At 67.2% G+C, this 19,311-nt stretch carries 18 protein-coding genes; 10 read left to right on the forward strand and 8 right to left on the reverse strand.

Annotation, left to right across the window (positions count from 1 at the left end; all coding sequences use genetic code 11):
- Positions 1-91 precede the first annotated feature (91 nt).
- Positions 92-874: an inositol monophosphatase family protein gene (locus BAU07_RS19270; RefSeq protein ID WP_066661073.1), complete on the reverse strand. Its 783-nt coding sequence runs from the start codon at positions 872-874 to the stop codon at positions 92-94.
- 102 nt (positions 875-976) lie between these two features.
- Between BAU07_RS19270 and BAU07_RS19275 the strand changes: the two genes are divergently transcribed.
- Positions 977-1,765: an RNA methyltransferase gene (locus BAU07_RS19275; protein ID WP_157122539.1), complete on the forward strand. Its 789-nt coding sequence runs from the start codon at positions 977-979 to the stop codon at positions 1,763-1,765.
- A gap of 44 nt (positions 1,766-1,809) precedes the next feature.
- On the opposite strand, the gene BAU07_RS19280 is transcribed toward BAU07_RS19275, so the two are convergent.
- Positions 1,810-2,796, reverse strand: coding sequence for a Bug family tripartite tricarboxylate transporter substrate binding protein (locus BAU07_RS19280; protein ID WP_066661078.1), 987 nt, complete (start codon positions 2,794-2,796; stop codon positions 1,810-1,812).
- 157 nt (positions 2,797-2,953) lie between these two features.
- On the opposite strand from BAU07_RS19280, the gene BAU07_RS19285 reads away from it, so the two are divergent.
- Positions 2,954-3,709: an IclR family transcriptional regulator gene (locus BAU07_RS19285; protein WP_066661085.1), complete on the forward strand. Its 756-nt coding sequence runs from the start codon at positions 2,954-2,956 to the stop codon at positions 3,707-3,709.
- A 58-nt stretch (positions 3,710-3,767) separates the two neighbouring features.
- On the opposite strand, the gene BAU07_RS19290 is transcribed toward BAU07_RS19285, so the two are convergent.
- On the reverse strand, positions 3,768-4,604 hold the full coding sequence (locus BAU07_RS19290) for a mechanosensitive ion channel family protein (protein ID WP_066661090.1): 837 nt from the start codon (positions 4,602-4,604) through the stop codon (positions 3,768-3,770).
- A 235-nt stretch (positions 4,605-4,839) separates the two neighbouring features.
- The gene (locus tag BAU07_RS19295; protein WP_066661093.1) at positions 4,840-5,427 is read right to left on the reverse strand and encodes an antibiotic biosynthesis monooxygenase; all 588 of its coding nucleotides are present in this window, start codon (positions 5,425-5,427) and stop codon (positions 4,840-4,842) included.
- A gap of 241 nt (positions 5,428-5,668) precedes the next feature.
- Between BAU07_RS19295 and BAU07_RS19300 the strand changes: the two genes are divergently transcribed.
- Positions 5,669-6,217 carry an NADPH-dependent FMN reductase gene (locus BAU07_RS19300; RefSeq protein WP_066661099.1) on the forward strand — a complete coding sequence of 183 codons (549 nt, stop codon included), beginning with the start codon at positions 5,669-5,671 and terminating at the stop codon, positions 6,215-6,217.
- A 33-nt stretch (positions 6,218-6,250) separates the two neighbouring features.
- On the opposite strand, the gene BAU07_RS19305 is transcribed toward BAU07_RS19300, so the two are convergent.
- On the reverse strand, positions 6,251-6,463 hold the full coding sequence (locus tag BAU07_RS19305) for a dodecin (RefSeq protein WP_066661102.1): 213 nt from the start codon (positions 6,461-6,463) through the stop codon (positions 6,251-6,253).
- Between the two features lie 190 nt (positions 6,464-6,653).
- On the opposite strand from BAU07_RS19305, the gene BAU07_RS19310 reads away from it, so the two are divergent.
- Together BAU07_RS19310 and BAU07_RS19315 are read left to right on the forward strand one after the other, a co-directional pair.
- A complete protein-coding gene (locus BAU07_RS19310) occupies positions 6,654-7,160 on the forward strand; it encodes a DUF6496 domain-containing protein (protein WP_066661104.1) in 507 nt (168 codons plus the stop codon).
- A 16-nt stretch (positions 7,161-7,176) separates the two neighbouring features.
- On the forward strand, positions 7,177-7,920 hold the full coding sequence (locus BAU07_RS19315; protein WP_084025872.1) for an SRPBCC family protein: 744 nt from the start codon (positions 7,177-7,179) through the stop codon (positions 7,918-7,920).
- A gap of 4 nt (positions 7,921-7,924) precedes the next feature.
- Here the strand turns inward: BAU07_RS19315 and BAU07_RS19320 are convergent, their stop codons facing one another.
- The gene (locus BAU07_RS19320) at positions 7,925-9,346 is read right to left on the reverse strand and encodes an MFS transporter (RefSeq protein ID WP_232338168.1); all 1,422 of its coding nucleotides are present in this window, start codon (positions 9,344-9,346) and stop codon (positions 7,925-7,927) included.
- Between the two features lie 264 nt (positions 9,347-9,610).
- Here BAU07_RS19320 and BAU07_RS19325 point away from each other — a divergent pair, with 264 nt between their 5' ends.
- Positions 9,611-11,215 carry a pyridoxal phosphate-dependent decarboxylase family protein gene (locus BAU07_RS19325; protein ID WP_066661106.1) on the forward strand — a complete coding sequence of 535 codons (1,605 nt, stop codon included), beginning with the start codon at positions 9,611-9,613 and terminating at the stop codon, positions 11,213-11,215.
- Entirely contained in the window at positions 11,212-12,441 is a 1,230-nt protein-coding gene (locus tag BAU07_RS19330; RefSeq protein WP_066661114.1) for an ATP-grasp domain-containing protein, read from the forward strand. Before BAU07_RS19325 ends, BAU07_RS19330 begins: the two co-directional genes overlap by 4 nt.
- Before the next feature lie 21 nt (positions 12,442-12,462).
- On the opposite strand, the gene BAU07_RS19335 is transcribed toward BAU07_RS19330, so the two are convergent.
- Positions 12,463-13,227, reverse strand: coding sequence for a FimV/HubP family polar landmark protein (locus BAU07_RS19335; RefSeq protein WP_198168822.1), 765 nt, complete (start codon positions 13,225-13,227; stop codon positions 12,463-12,465).
- A gap of 267 nt (positions 13,228-13,494) precedes the next feature.
- Between BAU07_RS19335 and mutS the strand changes: the two genes are divergently transcribed.
- From mutS to BAU07_RS27405, 3 genes are all read left to right on the forward strand, one after another.
- On the forward strand, positions 13,495-16,125 hold the full coding sequence (mutS, locus tag BAU07_RS19340) for a DNA mismatch repair protein MutS (protein WP_415830330.1): 2,631 nt from the start codon (positions 13,495-13,497) through the stop codon (positions 16,123-16,125).
- A gap of 21 nt (positions 16,126-16,146) precedes the next feature.
- Complete coding sequence (locus BAU07_RS19345) at positions 16,147-17,367, forward strand: cupin domain-containing protein (protein WP_066661126.1); 1,221 nt, start codon at positions 16,147-16,149, stop codon at positions 17,365-17,367.
- Between the two features lie 249 nt (positions 17,368-17,616).
- Positions 17,617-17,847 (forward strand): hypothetical protein, encoded by a 231-nt coding sequence (locus tag BAU07_RS27405; RefSeq protein ID WP_066661129.1) that lies wholly within the window; start codon positions 17,617-17,619, stop codon positions 17,845-17,847.
- 305 nt (positions 17,848-18,152) lie between these two features.
- Here BAU07_RS27405 and bamC read toward each other — a convergent pair whose 3' ends face one another.
- Positions 18,153-19,307: an outer membrane protein assembly factor BamC gene (gene bamC, locus BAU07_RS19355; RefSeq protein ID WP_066661131.1), complete on the reverse strand. Its 1,155-nt coding sequence runs from the start codon at positions 19,305-19,307 to the stop codon at positions 18,153-18,155.
- Positions 19,308-19,311: the final 4 nt, after the last annotated feature.

The following is a 19,311-nucleotide window of genomic DNA, read 5'->3' on the forward strand; positions in this document are numbered from 1 at the left end:
CCTGACCAAGCGCCTGCGGCCCCCTCTCCCCCGGCCTACCCACAAGTATGGCCCCGCGCGCGCAAGGCCAGGCCCGACGGGTCTGACCGCTTCAGCCGGCCGCGCCCTGCAGCGTGCCCAGCATCTGGGTGAAGATCTTGGGCGTCGCGGCCAGCACATTCCCTGATTCCAGCCAGCCCTGCTCGCCGGAGAAGTCGGCGACCAGGCCGCCGGCCTCCAGGACCAGCAGGCTGCCCGCCGCCATGTCCCAGGGCTTGAGCGCCACACCGCAGAAACCATCGAGGCGGCCGCAGGCCACATAGGCCAGGTCCAGTACGGTCGCGCCCATGCGGCGCACGCCGGCGCTGTTCTGCGCCATCTGGCGGAACTTGCCGCCGCCCTGGTCGGGGCCCGCGGAGCCTGGCCAGTGCGCGCCCAGCAGCGCCTCGCCGTATCGGGTGCGGCCCGACACGCGCACGCGGCGGTCGTTGAGGAAAGCGCCGCTGCCGCGCGTGGCGGTGAACATCTCGTTGCGCGACGGATCGTAGATCACCGCCTGCACCGCCACCCCGCGCTGCAACAAGGCGATGGACACCGCATAGTTGGGCAAGCCATGGATGAAGTTGGTGGTGCCGTCCAGCGGATCGATAATCCAGCGGAATTCCGCCTGCTCGCTGCCCTGCAGCCCGTATTCCTCCCCCAGCACCGCATGGTCGGGATAAGCGGTGCGCAGGGTTTCGACGATCGCCGTTTCGGCGGCCTGGTCGACTTCCGTGACATAATCCCGCGGCCCCTTGCGGGCCACGTTGAGTCTTTCCAGGTCGAGGCTGGCACGGTTGATAATGGTGCCGGCACGCCGGGCCGCCTTGACGGCGATGTTGAGCATCGGGTGCATAGAGTTCCGTACAGATTTCGCACATGCGCGCAAGCCGGAACCCGCCGGGTGGCCGGTTCCGTTGCGCCAAACGTGGCATTTTAAATGACTCAGGACTTTTCATTGGCGCAGGCCTTTCGCCGCGTCCGTTTCGTCATGGTGCAGCCCAGCCATCCGGGCAACGTGGGCTCGGCCGCCCGCGCCATCAAGACGATGGGTTTTTCCAGCCTGGCGCTGGTCGAACCGCGCCTGCCGGACATGACTGCCCAGCCGGAGGCCGTCGCGCTGGCCAGTGGCGCCGGCGACGTGCTGGCCGCGGCCAGCATGCACGACACGCTGGAAGACGCGCTGGCCCCCGTCACCCTGGCCTTCGCGCTGACGGCCCGGGTGCGCGACCTCGGACCGCCGCCTTGCGATATCCGCGAGGCCGCGGCCCTGGCGCGCGATCACCTGCACACGCACGGTTCGGCGGGCGTCGCCGTGGTCCTGGGGACCGAACGCGCCGGCCTGACCAATGCGCAGATCGCCGCCTGCCACCGCATCTGCCACATCCCCGCCAACCCGGAATACAGTTCCCTCAATGTGGCGCAGGCCCTGCAATTGGCGGCGTGGGAAATGCGCTACGCCTTGCTGGCCGGCGCCGGCGCCAGCCTGCTCCCGGAGCCCCCCACGCAGGCGCGCGACGCGGGCGCCGAACCCGCGCCCGTGGAAGCGGTGCAGGCCCTGCTCGCGCACTGGGAAGAAGCGTTGGAGGCCGTCAAGTTCCTCGACCCCAGGCACCCCAAGAAGCTGATGCCGCGCATGCGGCACCTGTTCAGCCGCACCGCCCTGACACGTGACGAAGTCGACATGATGCGCGGCGTGTGCACAGCCATGCTGGCGGCTGCGCGCAAGGCAGGGGCCGCGAAATAAAGCCGTAGAACCGGCGATCGCGGCCCGCTGCGCTCAGGAAGGAATCAATCGACGCGGGCGCCGGACGCCTTCACGACGGTTCCCCATTGCGTCACTTCGGACTGGATGAACTGGCCGAATTCCTGCGGCGTGGTCTTGCCCGGCACGGCGCCCAGCTTGTCGAAGGCATCCTTCACTTCCGGCTTGTCCAGCGCCTTGACCATGGCGGCATTCAAGGCCTTGACCACATCCGGCGGCAGTTTTGCCGGCCCGATCAGGCCGAACCACGACGACACGTCGAACTTGGGAAAGCCAGACTCGGCCATGGTGGGCAGGTCGGGGGCAGTGGGCGAGCGCTCTTTGGTGGTAACGGCCAATGCGCGCAGCTTGCCGGCCTGCACATGGGGCCAGGACGACGGCATGTTGTCGAACATGAACTGCACCTGGCCGCCGATCAGGTCGGTAAGCGCGGGCGCGCTGCCCTTGTACGGCACGTGCAGGACATCGATACCGGCCTCCAGCTTGAACAGTTCGCCGGCCATGTGGATGGACGTACCGCTGCCGGAAGAGGCAAAGGCGAGCTTGCCGGGATGGGCCTTGGCGTAGTCCACCAGTTCCTTCACCGACTTCACAGGCACTTGCGGATTGACCACCAGCACGTTCGGCACCTTGGCGGCCAGCGCGATCGGCGTGAAGTCCTTCACCAGGTCGAAGTTCAGCTTGGGGTACAGGGTCTGGTTGATCGCGCTCGTCACCGCCACGAAATACAGGGTGTAGCCGTCCGGCGTGGCGCGCGCGACGTACTCGGCGCCGATGTTGCTGCCGGCGCCGGGCTTGTTCTCCACCACGAAGGATTGGCCGAACGCTTCGGTCAGTTCCTTGGCCATGATGCGAGCGATCACGTCGGTCGTGCCGCCGGCGCTGAAGCCGACCACCACGCGCACGGGCTTATCTGGATACGCTGCCTGCGCGGGGGCGCTGATGGCGCCTGCGGCGACGACGCTCGCGAGGGTAAGAACGGCTTTGCGCAACAGGGCAAGCTTTTGACTCATCTGCCTCTCTCCTGAGTGTCCGGGTAATGGACGTTTAAAATAGTTAGCGCCGGATTCTCCACGATCGGGCAACATGCTGCAACAAATACCCCCCGCTTCGTCCACGCAACGGACGAACCACTCTTTTTTTAGCGATGCGGCCGTGCCGCGACCTTCTATGGATGAGTCTTCGCCCCAAGCGGCCGGGCCGCGTACGCTGCGCCGCGGCCTGCGCGTCCTTGCGGCCTTGCGCGACCATGGCCCCGAGGGGCTGTGCGTCACCGATCTGGCGCGATACACGGGCATACAGCGTCCCACCATCTACCGTCTCATGGCGGCGCTGCTGGAGGCCGGACTGGCGCATCCCGTGGCGGGCACCAAGCGCTACCGCGCCAATCTGGCGCAGGACGCGGCAATGCCGGAGCCCGATCCGCGCCTGAGGCTGACCTTGCCAGCGCTACGGCGCCTGGCGGAGCGCACGGGCGACGCGGTGTTCCTGGTCGTGCGGGACGGCGACGAATCGGTCAGCCTGCACCGCGAGATCGGCGGTTATCCGGTGCAGATCCTGGCCACCTACGCCGGCAAGCGGCAGCCCCTGGGCGTCGGCTCCGGCGGCATGGCCCTGCTGGCCGCCCTGCCCGATGAAGTGGCGCACGACATCGTCGCGCGCAATGCGGCTTGCCTGGACGAATATGGCGGCATGACGGCGCACGAGATGCTGCGGCTGATCGAGAACACGCGTTCGCGCGGTTATTCGGTGGTCGGCAACCACGCCGTGCGCGGCGCGTTGGGCGTCGGATGCGCACTGCTGGACGCCCACGGCTCGCCGGTGCTGGCGATCAGCGTCACTGCCATCATCGACCGCATGCCGGCACAGCGGCAGCGCGAGATCGCGGCTTGGATCAAGGCCGAGCTGGCGCGGCTGGGAACGTAGCGCGCCGCAGCGTACGCCGCGCGGGGCGCCTTCGCGGCCAGGATCGGGCGAGGCCGGTCTAGCGCGGCGCGGGCTCCGCATTGCCGTAGGTGAGCTCCCGGACCGGTACGGGCGGCCGCAGGCCCGCGGCATCGAGGGCCGCCCGGGCCTTGTGCAGCAGGTCCCAGCGGAATTCCCAATACCGCGAGGACTCCGCCCACGCGCGCACATTGACGATCACCACGTTGTCGCGGTACTCGAACACCCGGATATCGGGCGCCGGAGACTGAAGCGCCAGCGGATGCGCGGTGACCAGGTCTCGCAGCGTGGCGATCGCCAGATCCAGGTCGTCGCCATAACGTATGCCCACCGGCATATCGAAGCGACGCGTGGCGTTGCGGCTGTAGTTGGTGATCGTGGCGTTCCAGATGGTGCTGTTCGGCAAGGTCACGTGTATGCCGTCGCCCTGCACGAGCCGCGTCAGGAACAGCCCGACTTCCTCCACTGAACCTTCCGTGCCGCTGCTCAGGGCGACATACTCGCCCGCGCGTATGGGCCGCAGGATCAGCAGCATGATGCCGGCCGCGATGTTCTGCAACGTGCCCTGCAAGGCCAGGCCCACCGCCAGTCCGGCCGCGCCCAGGACGGCGATGATGCTGGCCGTCTGCACGCCGAACTGCGCGAGCACCGCGATCAGGGTGAAGACACGCACCGCCCACGTGACGGTGGTGCAGAACATGGGGACGATGGTGCGGTCGACGCGGCTGGATCGCTGTGCGGCGCGCTTAACCCACTTCCCGAGCAGGCCGGCCACCCACCAGCCGATCACGAGTGTCAGCACGCCCCACAGCAGGTTCAGGCTCAAATCGACGAGGGTCGGCATCATCGCGGCCAGGCCGGTGAGCGTGGTGTCCATGGATATGGCTCCTTGTAGCGTCCGCGGCGGCACAAGGCGCCGCCAAAAAAAACACGCGGACTTTATCAGAAGCCAGTGGTGGCCGGCGGCGCGCGATGGCCCAAGGGCGGGCCTGCCCTTTTCCCGTTGCCCGACGCCTGGCCTTGCGGATCCATCAGCTCGACGTGGCCCCGGTCTCCTTGATGATGTCGCTCCAGCGCCGGTACTCCGTACCGCGCCGCGGGGGACTCGCGCGCTAACGCAGCGCCTTCAACACGCCTCGCCCGCCCGGACGCGGCGTGCCGGGATGCAGCCAGCCATGCAGCACACGGCTGATGAACGGAATCAGCAGGTAGGAGAGGATGGGACTCATGGTGCCGGTCGTTACCACGACACGCCAGAACAGCGGCATCGCCGCCAGCGGGTCCTTGAACAGGATGTTGAACAACAGCAGCGACGGGCAATACACCACCCATATGCTGAATGCCTGTTTCCAGCGGGGAGGGGCGTGCTTCTGCGAACCGAACCAGCTGTCCATGCCGGTCACACGGTGCACCCGGCTGGTCCGGACCAGCTCGCGGCCCCGTTCCAGCCACATGCGGCGCGGCAGCGAGTTCTCCCACCGGGCCAGGCTGGCCTCGTCATGAAACCGCAGCACGATCTGGTACTGGTCTCCGCCTTCGGGCGGCTGCAGTACGCCGGACCCCAGGAAGCCGGGAAAGCCGGCCGCCAGGATTTCTCCCTGCCGCAGCCAGCCGAGGAAATCGCTGTAGCGCTCGGGCGCGATCTGGCGCGTAATCAGCATGGTGACGGGAGCGGGTTCCGGCACGGCGGGGGCGGACATGAGAACTCCTTCAGACATACGCCGGCAACATCCCCGGCCTATACCCTCAAGCAATCCTCGTGCCAATTTTTGCAGCGCAATAAAGTCCATCAGCCAGGAGGAACTACGCTATCGCGAAGGATTTTATTGCGTTGCAATAATCCCCATCCTAGTGAAAACCCTCAAGGTCGGCACCAGAAGGGTGCAAGCGGCCCCTGGCGATGCCGCCTACACTGATTCCCCCTACCCCGGAGCCCCAACCATGGAATATGAGATCGCCGTACTGGTGGGCAGCCTGCGCAAGGCGTCGTTCAACATGCAGCTGGCCCGCGCGCTGGAAAAGCTCATGCCCGCACACATGAAGTTCAGCTACGCCAACCTGGATATACCGCTCTACAACCAGGACCTGGATGACGCCATGCCCGCGCCCGTCGCCGCCATGAAGGAACTGATAGCCCGCGCGAACGGCGTGTTGTTCGTGACCCCGGAACATAACCGCTCCATCCCGGCCGCCTTGAAAAACGCCATCGACTGGGGATCCCGCCCGCGCGGCCACAACGTCTGGCAAGGCAAACCCTCCGGCGTCATCGGCGTCTCGCCCGGTGCGGCGGGAACCGCGTTGGCCCAACAGCACCTGCGCAATATCCTGGCCGCCGAAGGTTCCCCCGCGCTGACCACGCCGGAGGTCTTCCTGCAGATGAGGGAGGGCATGTTCGGCGCCGACCACACCATCGCCAGCCCCGAAACGCGCGCGTTCCTGCAAGCTTGGGTGGACCGCTACGTCGCATGGATGGAAAAGCTGGCCGGCTAGGCGCGCGGCCGGCCGCGCGCGGCGAAGGGCGGATCAGGCTTCCTCGATCCGCATGCCGATCTTCAGCGCCACCTGCCAGTGCGCCACGCGGCCGTTTTCGATATGCCCCCGCACGCTGGTGACTTCGAACCATTCGATGTTGCGCAGGGTGCTGGATGCGCGTTCGATGGCCCGGGATATGGCGTCGTCGCTCGACGTGGTCGACGAGCCGACCAGTTCGATTTGCTTGTATACGTGGTTGCCCATTTGGTTTCTCCTTGAAAGCCGCCGCACTGGCGCATGACCCGCCTTCCGGAACGGAACGCGGACCCGCTCGCCCGCAAACGCCGTGCTCGACCGCGCAACCCCTGGCCTGGCCCAGGCGGCATGCGGTTTGCTGAACGCTACTTCACGATCAATCGGGCCGTTACGGCGGTCCGCCACGTTGGAGGTGATCATGCCGGAACGCAAAACCCTGGAGCGCGTCGAGCGCGACAAGAAGCAAGGCAAGTCCGCGTCCACCCAGGCCGGGGAGTTCGTGCGCGAACAGGTCGAACATGTGCGCGAAGGAAAACACGGCGTACGCTCGGCCAAGCAGGCGGTCGCCATTGGCTTGTCGGAAGCGCGCCGTGCTGGCGTCAAGGTAGGGGCCAAGGCGAACGCCTCGCCCGCGACCAAGAAAAAGGCCAGGCAGGACGAAGCCAAGGCGAAGGACGGCAGTCCCAAGTCCGCCAAGCGTTCAGCCGCCTCTACCAAGGCGCTGAAGCGCGAAAGCAAGGCCGGTGCATCGTCCCGGGCGCTTTCGGGCCAGGCGCGGACAGCAGCGCGCAAGCGCACCGCGGCGGACCGTTCGGCCGCGGCACGCAAGGCCGCACGCACCAAGGGCGCGGAAGGCAGATCCGCGGCGGCCCGCAAGGCTGCCCGCACACGTGCCGCGAACCGGCAGGCCCAACACGCCCACTGAGCGCGCGGAGACGTACATGACCACGAACAACATGATGCAGTTGCTGGACTTTCTGGCCGCCAAGCCGGAGATCGGACCGGCCAACCTAAATGACAAGGAGCGCTGGGCCTCCGGGCTCGGCGGCGGGGCGCTGGTGATCGCCGGATTGCGGCGCGGCGGCTGGCTGGGCGCCTTGGTCGCCCTGGCCGGCGGCGCCCTGGTCAGCCGCGGCGTTTCGGGGCATTGCGCCGTGAAAGCCCGGCTGGGGAAGACGCCGCAGGAACGCCACTTCGCCCGCGAGCACGGTTGGCAAAGCGCGGCGGCATCCTCGCATCGCGTCGTCATCCAGCGCCCCATCGCGCACGTCTACGCGTTCTGCCGCGAATTCCGCAATCTGCCGCAGTTCATGCAGCATGTCCGAAGCGTCGAGATACTGAACGACCGGCATAGCCACTGGACGATCGAGACGCCCCTGGGGACGGCGCTGGAATGGGACACCGTCATCACCGAGGACGTGCCCAATACCCGCATCGCCTGGGAATCGACATCGGCCTCCCCGGTGCGCCACACCGGGTGGCTGGCGTTCAGCGATGTGGTGGGACTGGGCACGGAAGTGCAGGCCGTTATCGCGTACGAACCGCCCGCGGGCGAGCTCGGCCGGGTCGTCGCCAAGCTATGGGGCGACCGTCCCGGCCTGCAGGCGCGCGACGACCTGTTGCGGCTGAAGAACTTCCTGGAGGCGGGCCAGGACTCCACGACCGCCAGCGAAGACGGCGACTGAAGTCTCAGGCCGGACGCCGGTGGCCGCTGATATCGGCGCCGGCGTCCGCCGGCAGGCGCAAGCCGTCCAGAATGGCGGCCGCCGCAAGCAGCGCGGACAGCAAGAGCGCAATCCTGAATTGCAGCGGACCCGGCGCAAGCCCGCCGTGCCCGCTCAACCATTCGGCGGCGCGCAAGGCGACGGCGCCGAACGCGATGCCCATGCCCGCATTCAGTTGCTGGCAGGCGCTGAACAAGGTCGTCGCGCCCGACATCGAAGCGGCCGGCACGTCCGCGAAACCCAGGGTGTTCAGGGCGGTGAACTGCATGGAACGCGCAGCGCCGCAGAAAAACAGCAGGATCGCGCCCAGCCAGAACGGTGTCCCCGCCGAAAGCGCCGCGCACAGCGCGAAACCCAGGGCGACCAGCAGGCCGTTGACCGCCAGCACCCGCCTGAAGCCATAGCTGCGCATCACCCATCCCGTGGCCGGCTTCATGGCCAGGTTGCCGGCGAACAACGCCAGCATGAGGGAACCGGCCTGCACCGGCGACATGCCAAAACCCACCTGGAACATCAAGGGCAGCAAAAACGGCGCGCTGCCGATGGCGATGCGAAACAGCGATCCGCCATATACCGTCACGGCGAAGGTGCGGTAGCGCAGCGGCGACAGGTCCACCAGGGGATGCGGCGCCCGGCGCAGATGGCGCAGCGCCAGGAACATCGCCACCAGGCCCAGCGCGAACAGGCCGACCACGTCGCCAAGCCCGGTATCGAGCTTGCCGCACAGGTCCACCGCATACATCAGGGCGCAGCAACCCACGCCCGTCAGCACGAAGCCCATGCCATCGAAAGGCCGCCGGCCGCCTGGGCCACCGCGCACCAGCCACGCCGTCGCGGCCAGCGCCACTACGCCCAGCGGTACGTTGAGGAAGAAAATCCAGTGCCAGCCCAGTGTCGATGTGATGATGCCGCCCACCAGCGGACCGATCACGGGAGCAGCCAGTCCAGGCCAGGTGATGATGGCGATGGCGCGGACCAGGTCGTGCTTGGGCGTGGCGCGCAGCACCGCCAGCCGGCCAACCGGCACCATCATGGCGCCGCCCAGGCCTTGCAGGATGCGGGCGGCCGTGAACTGCAGCAGCGTCTGCGACAGGCCGCAGAGAATCGAGGCCAGGGTAAAGAGAATGATGGCCCCGCCGAACACCCTGCGCGAACCATAGCGCTCGGCGACCCAGCCGCTGATGGGAATGAATACCGCCAGGGCCAGCAGGTAGGCGCTCATGCCTATGGACATATCGGCCGGGCGCACCCCGAAACTGCGCGCCATTTCAGGCAAGGCCGTCGTGATGACCGTGGCGTCCAGGTTCTCCATGAAGAAGGCCCCCGCGACCAGCCACGCCACGCCGCGTCCGCTGCCGGACGGGCTGTCTTCATTCGCAAGGCTCACGGGATCTCCTGCCAGGTGTTGCACGTACGGCCCTGTCGGCCGCGCCGGCGATACTTCCGGGCGCGGACCGCCCCGGGCGATCGAAATTGTAAGTTCAACGGCGGTCCGGCGCGCCCGCTCCCAGGAAAAGCCCAAAATGACGGGCGAGTGTGCCGCTGATTCACGTATCCCGCCTATATCGCGGCAGCCTTCGCAATGGCAACATGCCAGCGGCTTGTCCGGCCGGACAGCGCCCTGACGCCAACCCTACTCCGCAGAAACCGCATGACTGACTCCGCCGCCGGTTTTACGCCGTCGGACGACACGCTTGACCCCGCCGACTGGTCGCAGTTGCGCGCGCAAGGCCACAGGATGCTCGACGATATGTTCGACTACCTGAGCACGCTGCGCGACCGCCCCGTCTGGCAGCCCGCCCCGTTGGCAGTCCGAGCGGGCTTTGCCGCGCCCTTGCCCCGGTCGCCGGCCCCCCTGGCCGACACCCACGACCGCTTCATGCGCGACATCCTCCCGTACGCCGTGGGCAATGCGCATCCCGGCTTCATGGGCTGGGTGCATGGCGGCGGCACGGCCGTCGGCATGCTGGCCGAAACCCTGGCGGCGGGCCTGAACGCCAACCTGGGCGGCCGCAACCAGATCCCGGTCGAAGTGGAACGGCAGATCGGCCGCTGGATGGCCGATCTGTTCGGTTTTCCCGAAAGCGCCAGCGGCTTGTTCGTCACGGGCACCTCCATGGCCAACCTGATCGGCGTATTGGTCGCCCGGACGGCGGCATTGGGCCCGTCGGTCCGCCGCGATGGCGTGGCGGAGCAGTCCGCGCGTCTCGTCGCCTATACCTCCACATGCGCGCACGGCTGCATCGGCCAGGCCATGGACATCTGCGGCCTGGGCACGGCGGCCTTGCGGCGAATCCCGGTCGATGCCGATTTCCGCATGGACACGGTGGCGCTGCAGGCCGCCATCGCCGCGGACCGGCGCGCCGGCTTCACGCCTTTCCTGATCGCGGGAACCGCGGGCACCGTGGACGTCGGCGCGATCGACCCCTTGGCATCCCTGGCCGACATCGCCGCCCGCGAAGGCCTGTGGTTCCATGTGGATGGCGCCTTCGGCGCGCTGGCCATGCTTTCGCCGACGCTGGCCCCCGCGCTGGCCGGTATCGAGCGGGCCGACTCCATCGCCTTCGATTTTCACAAGTGGGGGCAGGTGCCGTATGACGCGGGGTTCATCCTGGTACGGGACGGAGAGGCGCACCAGGCCGCCTTCCGGGCGAGCGCGGCTTACCTCAGCCGTGAGGAAAGCGGCCTGGCGGCGGATTCACCGTGGCCGTGCGACTTCGGGCCGGACCTGTCGCGCGGTTTCCGCGCGCTGAAAACCTGGTTCACGTTGACGGTCTATGGCGCCGACAAGCTGGGCCAGGTCATGGCGCGCACCTGCGAAGTCGCGCGCCATCTGGCGCGACGCGTGCAGGCCGAGCCGAACTTGCAGCTCCTGGCGCCGGTCGCCCTGAACATCGTGTGCTTCCGCTATCGCGGCGGCCATGTCGCGGGGGCGTCCACGGCTGCGCCGGAAATGCGTGACGCCCGGCGCGGCCACGATGGCGATGAAGCGGATATCGCGCCGGACAAGCCCGATGGCGCCATGCTCGATGAGTTGAATGCCGATATCGTCCTGGCCCTGCAGGAATCCGGCATCGCCGCGCCGTCGACCACACGTGTCAACGGGGTGCTCGCCATTCGCGCCGCCATCGTCAACCACCGCAGCACCGTGGCGGACGTGGACAAGCTGTGCGACGCCGTATTGCAACTGGGCGCCCGCCGGCGCACTGTCCTTGAACCGCTGCCGGCGATGGCAGACGAACCTACCGCATCATGAACGAAACCACCGCTGGCATCCCCGGGCATACGGCCTTCCCTCCCCTGATCGGCAAGGCCGCACTCATCACGCTGGCCTTCCGGCAGGGCGACCTGGAGGGCATGCGCCAGGCGCTGCTGGCGCGAGCGCAACACGACGCGGGAGACGCCAACGCCGCGCTGGACCTGTCGATGACCCTGCTGTTGCAGGGCCAGCGCGAGGCCGCCCTGGCCCTGCAACGGCACGCCGTGCAGGCACAGCCGCTGTATCACATGCCGGCCGCGGTCCAGCCGGCCCGCCTGCGCCTGCTCGCCCTGGTGTCGTGCGGCGACTTCCTGGCCAACACACCGCTCGAGTTCCTGATCGAGGGTTCCGATGTCGCGCTCGATATTCTTTACGTCGGTGCCGACGTGCCAGCGCCTCCGGTCCTGCCGGACCATGACGCAGTCATCGTCGCAGTAGGGGAATCGGCGGCCAACCGCGAGCTGCTCCAGGCGCTCGCCACCCCGCTGGGACAGTGGCACAAGCCCGTCATCAACCGTCCGGAGCACGTACTGAAGACATCGCGTGACGGCCTGTTCGCGGCCTTGCGCGGCGCGCCCGGCGTGGTCGCGCCGGACATCGCCCGCTTGCCCCGAAGCGCGCTGGAAGCCATCGCGGCCGGCAAGGCCACGCCCGCGGACACCCTGGATGGCGTGGACTATCCCATCCTGGTGCGGCCGTTGGACACGCACGCCGGCAATGGGCTGGCCAGGATCGACAAGGCAGCCGACATGGCCAAGTACCTTGAAGAGACGAGCGGAACGGAGTTCTACCTGTCGCGCTTCGTGGAATATCGCAGCCAGGACGGCCGGTATCGCAAGTACCGGGTCGTCCTGATCGACGGCAAGCCCTACCTGGGACACCTGGGCATTTCGCCTCGGTGGATGGTGCACTACCTGAATGCCGACATGGCCGAGAACGCCGCCAACCGCGCGGAGGAAGCCGAGCAGATGCGGGATTTCGGCCAGGGATTCGGCGCCCGGCATGCGGCCGCTTTCGGCGAGATACACCGGCGCATCGGCCTGGACTACCTGGTGATGGATTGCGCGGAAACCGCCGACGGCCGGCTGCTGGTATTCGAAGCGGATACCTGCGGCGTGATCCACGCGATGGATCCGGAAGACCTCTACCCCTACAAGCCTGTGCATATGCGGGGCATCTTCGCGGCCTTCCAGGACATGCTGCGGCGGGCCGCCTTCGCCTGATCCGCCTCCCCACGCACGACGTCAGGCGGTACGCCGGCGCTGGTATTCCAGCCACTGTTCGTTCACGACGCCCTGCGCCGCGCCGGCCTCGATGGCGCTGACATTCGCGCCATCCGGCATCACCAGCCTTGCGCCGGTCTTCAGACGGTTCATATTGCTCCCGCTGAAGGCTCGCGGATTCGCATCGAATATGGCCACGATCTTCTGTGCGAGCGTCACATCGGGAAGCGCATATTTCGTGGCGATGGCGCCCAGCGTATCGCCGAATCGCACAACCACGCTGTCGCCCGCTTCCAGCCGGGCCGGCACGGCGGCCTGCGGACCGCCCGCCTGGACAGTTCCGTGGCGCTTCTGCTCGGAAGCGTCGATGTGATCACCGCATATGCGCTGCGCCTGCGCCGCGTCGATGGCCAGCATGGTTGCGCGGCTGGGTATGGAAAGCCGGGCGCCGGCCTTCAAGCGGCTCATATCGTTCTCGGCGAACGCATGCGGATTGGCGTTGAAAATCGCCACCATCTTCTGATAACGGGTCGCGCCAGCCACGACATGGCGGTCCGCGATACCCCACAGGCTGTCGCCCGGGGCCACCACGATATGGGCATGGTTATAACGGTCTGCGGCGGCCATCATGTTATTGGCGGGGTTCGCCTGCGCGGGACTGACGTCGGCGAACGCCTGGCCCGCACCGCGGTGGGGTTCCGTCGCATCGCCGCTGGGCATGGCGGGACCATGCGCAGGATTGAGAAGGGATGGCGTCGCGGGGGTATCTACGGCAGCAAGACTCATCTCGTAGCTCCTGTAAAGTGAAGGACCGCTAAGGGCGCATCGCTTCCCTTGCGGCACGGCAGTGTGGCGCAGGCTCCGGCCAGGCCGTGACGCCAGCCCCGCTTTCGGACCGACTCGGTACCAGCCCTTGGCGAACCCGCCCCCCTGACTACAATGCCGGTTTCCGCGCTTGCAGATCGTCCCCATATCGCGGGAACGGCAAAGCCGGCACAGCTGCGGATTTGCCACGCCTTCACACCAAAGCCAAAACAATCTACTGATTCTTTGATGGAAAAACCCGATACCAGCGGACACACCCCCATGATGCAGCAGTACCTGCGCCTGAAGGCCGAGGCGGGGCCGCTGCTGCTGTTCTACCGCATGGGCGACTTCTATGAGATGTTCTACGAGGACGCGGAGCGCGGGGCGCGCCTGCTGAATCTGACGCTGACCAAGCGCGGCACCTCCAACGGTAGTCCGATCCCCATGGCCGGCGTTCCCGTGCACGCGATGGAACAGTACCTGGGCAAGCTGGTGGCGCTGGGCGAGTCCATTGCGATCTGCGAACAGATCGGCGATCCGGCCGCTTCCAAGGGGCCGGTCGAACGCCGCATCGTCCGCATCGTGACGCCCGGGACCCTGACCGACGATGCGCTGCTGCCCGCCAAGGCCGACCGCTGCCTGGCGGCCGTCTTCCCCGGCGCCGGGCGCGCCCCGCGTGCGGGCCTGGCCTGGTTGAACCTGGCCAGCGGCGAGTTCCACGTCACTGAATGCGCGCCGGCGCAGATCGAATCGGAATTGCACCGTATCGCGCCCGCCGAGGTCGTGTGGCCGGAGGGCGCCGACCCGCACCTGGGCTTCGACGGCGCGTCTGCGCGCGTGCCGGACTGGCACTTCGAAAGCGACGGCGCCCGCGCGCATCTGCTGGCGCACTTTCGCACCGATACGCTGGCGGGCTTCGATGTCGAGGACATGCCAGCGGGTATCTGCGCGGCGGGGGCGCTGCTGCGCTATGCCGCGCGCACCCAATCGCAGGCCTTGTCGCATGTCCAGGGCATCAGCGTCGAACGTCCAGGGCAGTATGTGCTGATGGACCCCGTCACGCGCCGCAACCTGGAACTGACGCAAACCCTCAGCGGCGAAGAAGCGCCCACGCTGTTCTCCGTCCTGGACAACTGCCGCACGCCCATGGGCAGCCGGCTGCTGCGCCGTTGGCTGCACCACCCGCTGCGCGACAACGCACTGGTCCGGGAACGTCAGCACGCGATTTCGGCCCTGCTCGCGGCGCGCCTGGATACGCCGGCGGGCCTGGCGGCCGCAATGCCGCTGGAAACCCTGCGCGAGCGCCTGAACCGCTTCCCGGATATCGAACGCATCGCCGCGCGCGTCGCGCTGCGGTCGGTCCGGCCGCGCGAATTGGCCAGCCTGCGCGACGCCCTGGCGGAACTGCCCGCGCTGTACGAACAGGTCCGCGCGTTGACCGCGTGCGCGCGTTTCGCGACGCTGATGGCGCAGCTGGCGCCGGACCCGTCCATTCACGCCATGTTGTCCGGGGCCATTGCCCCCGAGCCCGCCGCCGCCATACGAGACGGTGGCGTGATCGCGGCCAGCTTCGATGTCGAGCTGGACGAGCTGCGGGCGCTGGCGACCGACGGCGGCGATTTCCTGATCCAGCTGGAGGCGCGGGAACGCGAACGCAGCGGCATCGCGAATCTGCGCGTCGAATTCAACCGCGTGCACGGCTTCTACATCGAAGTCAGCAAAGGCCAGGCCGACAAAGTCCCCGAAGACTACCGGCGCAGGCAAACGCTGAAAAATGCCGAACGCTATATCACGCCGGAATTGAAGACCTGGGAAGACCGCGTGCTGTCTGCGCAGGATCGTTCCCTGGCGCGCGAGAAATGGTTGTATGAGCAGGTGCTGGAGCAGTTGGGCGGCCATGTGCGGGCCTTGTCCGAATGCGCATCGGCGCTGGCCGAACTCGATACGCTGGCGGCCCTGGCTGAACACGCGCGGCGCCACGACTGGACCGCTCCGGAACTGTCCGAGGACGCCGAGATCGACATCGACGCCGGCCGGCATCCCGTGGTGGAGCGTGCCATCGAGCGCTTCACTCCCAACAGTTGCAGGCTGGACGCCACCCGCCGCATGCTGCTGATCACCGGCCCCAACATGGGGGGCAAGTCCACCTACATGCGGCAGGTCGCCCTGATCGCGCTGCTGGCGCGCACGGGCAGTTTCGTGCCCGCCGCCCGCGCCCGCATCGGGCGGCTGGACCGGATCTTCACGCGCATCGGAGCGGCCGACGACCTGGCCGGCGGGCGCTCGACATTCATGATGGAAATGACGGAAGCAGCAGCCATACTGGCGGCGAGCACGCCGGCAAGCCTGGTCCTGATGGACGAGATCGGCCGCGGCACGTCCACCTATGACGGCCTGGCGCTGGCCTGGGCCATCGCCCTGCGGCTGCTGACGCACAACCGCGCCCTGACCTTGTTCGCGACGCACTATTTCGAGATCACCAGGATGGCCGCGGAGCAGGCCACGGCGGCCAATGTGCACTTGGCCGCCGCGGAATCCGCGGGTGGCATCGTCTTTTTGCACGAAGTTCGCGAAGGGCCGGCCAGCCGCAGCTACGGCATCCAGGTGGCGCAGCGCGCCGGCGTACCGGCGGCGGTCATCCGGCAGGCATCGCGCGAGCTGGAGCGCCTGGAGGCCCAGGGCGCACCGACACCGCAGCTGGGTCTGTTTTCCGCCGCGGCCGAGGCGGATGCACAAACGGCGGCCCTATCCGCCGCCGCGCAGGAAAGCGCAGCACTGCAGGCGCTGCGCGATATGCTGGCCGACATCGACCCGGACAGCCTGACGCCGCGCGAGGCGCTCGAAACCCTCTATCGCCTCAAGGCGCAATTGCAATGACACGCCCAGGCGCAGACAGACATGAATCCGAATGAGACCCTGGCCCTGCTGGGCGGACGCAGCCCCGCGCAGTTCATGCGCACCTACTGGCAACGCAAACCGCTCCTGATCCGGCAAGCCATCCCGGGTTTCAAGCCGCCGCTGGATATCGCCGCGCTCAAGCGCATGGCGCGCCGCGACGACGTGGCCTCGCGGTTGATCTGGCGCGAGGAAGGCCAGTGGCAGATGGAGCAAGGCCCCTTTGCCCGCCTGCCCAAAGCCAGCGAACCGGATTGGACCCTGCTGGTGCAAAGCGTAGACCTCCATAGCGATGCCGCTGCGGAACTGATGCACCGCTTCCGCTTCGTCCCGGACGCCCGGCTCGACGACATCATGATCAGTATCGCCACGGAGGGCGGCGGTGTCGGCCCTCATTTCGACAGCTATGACGTGTTTCTGCTCCAGGCCGTCGGCCGGCGCGAGTGGCGCATCGGACGGCAGCGCGACCTCAGCTTGCAACCCGACCTTCCGCTGAAGATCCTGCGGCATTTCGAGCCCGAGCAAAGCTATGTACTGGAGCCGGGCGACATGCTGTACCTGCCTCCGCAGGTCGCCCATGACGGCATCGCCCAGGGCGATTGCATGACGATCTCCATCGGTTTCCGGGCGCCCGACCAGGCCACGCTCGCGCGCGGGATGCTGGAAGCCGCGGTCGAACAGGTCATGGCACGCGCCGGCCACGCCGTCGGCCCGTATGGCGACCCGCCCCTGCCCGGCCCGCGGCTGCACGCTCGCTACCGTGACCCGGGGTTGGCCCCGACGGCCCACCCCGCCGCCATGCCGGACGGCCTGGTCGCCGCCGCGCTCGATGCCGTGGCGCGCGTGCCCTTGGACGAAGCCTTGGCACAGCGATTCCTGGGCTGCTGGCTGACCGAACCGGGGTCGAATACCGTTTTCGAAACACCGGCGGAGGATGGACCGGACCTGGTCGACGCCTGGCCGGCTCAGGGCACGTTGCGCCTGGATCGCCGGACCCGCATGCTTTATCGGGGGCGGCAGCTTTTCATCAATGGCGAGGCGGCGCGCGTTCCGGCCACGCGGGCACTGCGCGCCCTGGCCGACGACAGATCGATAGTGTGCGACGGCCGGCTCGCCGGCTCGCTGTCGGAAGCCGAAAGGGAGTGCCTGATGCAGTGGCTGGACGACGGCTGGGTCCGTTATGACTCCGGGTTGAAACCTTCATCCCCTTCATCGCGCATTTGAAAACCCTGAAAAGTTTCCAGTCACCACAATTCCGGGCTTATGCCGCACGCTCGAAACATCAGGAAAAACCCTATACATATCGGCAAGGGTTGTTTCGTTTGCGATGCTGAAGCTTTAATTTAAACACTCAATCCTTCGGGTATCTCCTGTAGCCTGAATTCGTCATCCCGGCTAGGCGTCGGTGCGTACAGGCTTTCCGCGTACCAGCTTCCCGGGCCGAATACCCGCAGTCACAAAGGAGATTCACGAATGCTGACCAAAACCCTGATTCTTGCTTCCGTACTGGCCGTCTCGTTGACGGCTTGCGATAAGAAGGACGAAAGCGCCGCGCCGGCCAGCTCGAGCGCTCCCGCCACCACCGCTCCCGCCACGCCACCCGCCACGACGACGCCTCCCGCCACGGGCGGCACCGGCGGCACGACCGGTGGCGCGATGGGCGGCGGCACCACGGGCAGCGGCACCACCGGCGGCACCAAGTAAGACCTATCTGGGGTTCGGGCACCGGTGCAAGGCGCCGGCGACCGAGCCGTTCCGGACAAAAGGGAACGCGTATCAGCGTTCCCTTTTGCATTGGCGGGCGCCCACGCTCCTGCCAGCCCCGGCAGACGATGCGACAGGCATATAGAGGCAGCGCGGCCTGCCACGACCACGCAGGGCCAGTTGCCCCCTGAGCATCCCTCCTGAACAAAAAGCAAAAAAGGCCCGGCATCGCCGGGCCTTTTCCACCGTACTGCACCGGCGGCTGGATGGGGGTCCAGCGCCGGAGTTGGTGCCAGGCGCGCTTTCTAACGCGTCGCCTGCATCTTGTCCGCCAACACGCCAAGCAGGCGTTGCGCGGTAGGGCTGCTGTCCTGCTTGCCGTTGCTGTCCAGCACCGTCACCCGAGAAACCGAGCCCTGGCCGGCGACGTGGATACGATACTGCGGCGCCTCGCTGCTGGACTTGCTGCCCCCGAAGATACGGCTGAAGAAGCCCGGTTCTTCGCGTTGCAGACCCGTGTCGGTGTCGAGGTAACGTACGTAGAAGTCGCCCGCGGAGCGATCGCGGTCATCCACCGTGAAGCCACCGGAATCCAGTGCCACACCGACGCGGCGCCACGCGCGGTCGAAGGACTCCTGCACATCGAGCTGCGCACCGTTGGCTTGCACATCCCGTACGACCGCCGGCTGCTTCGGCGCGGCTTCGGCCTTGGCAACCATGGTCTTGGCCTGGTCCACGCTGGTACCGAGGAACACCATCAGGCGCGCGAGCATGGCGGCGTTGAGCCCGGGATCTTCAGGCCCGGGCTGCCATTGCAGGTTGCCCGAGTCGCGCGCACCAACGTTGGTTTCCACCATGTGCTGGTGGTTGATATAGATTTCCGTGTGTCCGTTGACGCGCTCTATGCGCGTACGGAATTTTTCACGCTCGCCGCTATCGTAGGCCTGCTCCAGGACCATACCCAGCGCTTGCCGCAGCCAGCTTTCCGGGATCTTGGCGCGGTTTTCCGCCCAATCCGTTTCGATGAGCCCGGCGGCCGGGTTGTTGGTCCTGATCGTGAACCCGTTGTTGGTCCAGAAATCGACCACCTTGCTGAAGATCTGGTCCGGCGGCAAGTCCACGACCAGCCAACGAATATTGCCATCGCGCTCGACGTGCATGTCGGTGCGCTGCGGCAGTACATCGCTGGTCGTCGCGGTTTGCGCGGCGGCCGCCTGCTGCTGGCCTTCGGCCTGATATTGCGAGAACGTGGTTGTACCCCCGACCGGCGCCTTGTAGCGCGGATCATTCGCCGCCTGCGTCAGGTCGGGCGGAATGCTGAGGGGGTCGGCACGGGCGCTGTTGCTCGCGCTCTTGTAATCGATCGGTTCTTCTTTGCCCAGAAGCTGGTTGACGTCGCTGCAACCGGCCAACATGGCCAGGGTAAGCAATGCCGCGAAGCCGGCATGGCGCTTGTTCATACGA

The sequence above is a fragment of the Bordetella flabilis genome, assembly GCF_001676725.1.
In the GTDB taxonomy this organism is placed as follows: Bacteria; Pseudomonadota; Gammaproteobacteria; order Burkholderiales; family Burkholderiaceae_B; genus Bordetella_C; species Bordetella_C flabilis.

Excerpts from the sequence above, each read along its gene's own strand:
- BAU07_RS19305 (WP_066661102.1), bottom strand. The coding sequence starts at position 6,463 with ATGGGCAACCACGTATACAAGCAAATCGAACTGGTCGGCTCGTCGACC.
- BAU07_RS19325 (WP_066661106.1), top strand. The coding sequence starts at position 9,611 with ATGACTGACTCCGCCGCCGGTTTTACGCCGTCGGACGACACGCTTGAC.
- BAU07_RS27405 (WP_066661129.1), top strand. The coding sequence starts at position 17,617 with ATGCTGACCAAAACCCTGATTCTTGCTTCCGTACTGGCCGTCTCGTTG.
- BAU07_RS19270 (WP_066661073.1), bottom strand. The coding sequence starts at position 874 with ATGCACCCGATGCTCAACATCGCCGTCAAGGCGGCCCGGCGTGCCGGC.
- bamC (WP_066661131.1), bottom strand. The coding sequence starts at position 19,307 with ATGAACAAGCGCCATGCCGGCTTCGCGGCATTGCTTACCCTGGCCATG.
- mutS (WP_415830330.1), top strand. The coding sequence starts at position 13,495 with ATGGAAAAACCCGATACCAGCGGACACACCCCCATGATGCAGCAGTAC.
- BAU07_RS19285 (WP_066661085.1), top strand. The coding sequence starts at position 2,954 with ATGGATGAGTCTTCGCCCCAAGCGGCCGGGCCGCGTACGCTGCGCCGC.
- BAU07_RS19280 (WP_066661078.1), bottom strand. The coding sequence starts at position 2,796 with ATGAGTCAAAAGCTTGCCCTGTTGCGCAAAGCCGTTCTTACCCTCGCG.
- BAU07_RS19330 (WP_066661114.1), top strand. The coding sequence starts at position 11,212 with ATGAACGAAACCACCGCTGGCATCCCCGGGCATACGGCCTTCCCTCCC.
- BAU07_RS19300 (WP_066661099.1), top strand. The coding sequence starts at position 5,669 with ATGGAATATGAGATCGCCGTACTGGTGGGCAGCCTGCGCAAGGCGTCG.
- BAU07_RS19290 (WP_066661090.1), bottom strand. The coding sequence starts at position 4,604 with ATGGACACCACGCTCACCGGCCTGGCCGCGATGATGCCGACCCTCGTC.
- BAU07_RS19315 (WP_084025872.1), top strand. The coding sequence starts at position 7,177 with ATGACCACGAACAACATGATGCAGTTGCTGGACTTTCTGGCCGCCAAG.
- BAU07_RS19295 (WP_066661093.1), bottom strand. The coding sequence starts at position 5,427 with ATGTCCGCCCCCGCCGTGCCGGAACCCGCTCCCGTCACCATGCTGATT.
- BAU07_RS19310 (WP_066661104.1), top strand. The coding sequence starts at position 6,654 with ATGCCGGAACGCAAAACCCTGGAGCGCGTCGAGCGCGACAAGAAGCAA.
- BAU07_RS19335 (WP_198168822.1), bottom strand. The coding sequence starts at position 13,227 with ATGAGTCTTGCTGCCGTAGATACCCCCGCGACGCCATCCCTTCTCAAT.
- BAU07_RS19345 (WP_066661126.1), top strand. The coding sequence starts at position 16,147 with ATGAATCCGAATGAGACCCTGGCCCTGCTGGGCGGACGCAGCCCCGCG.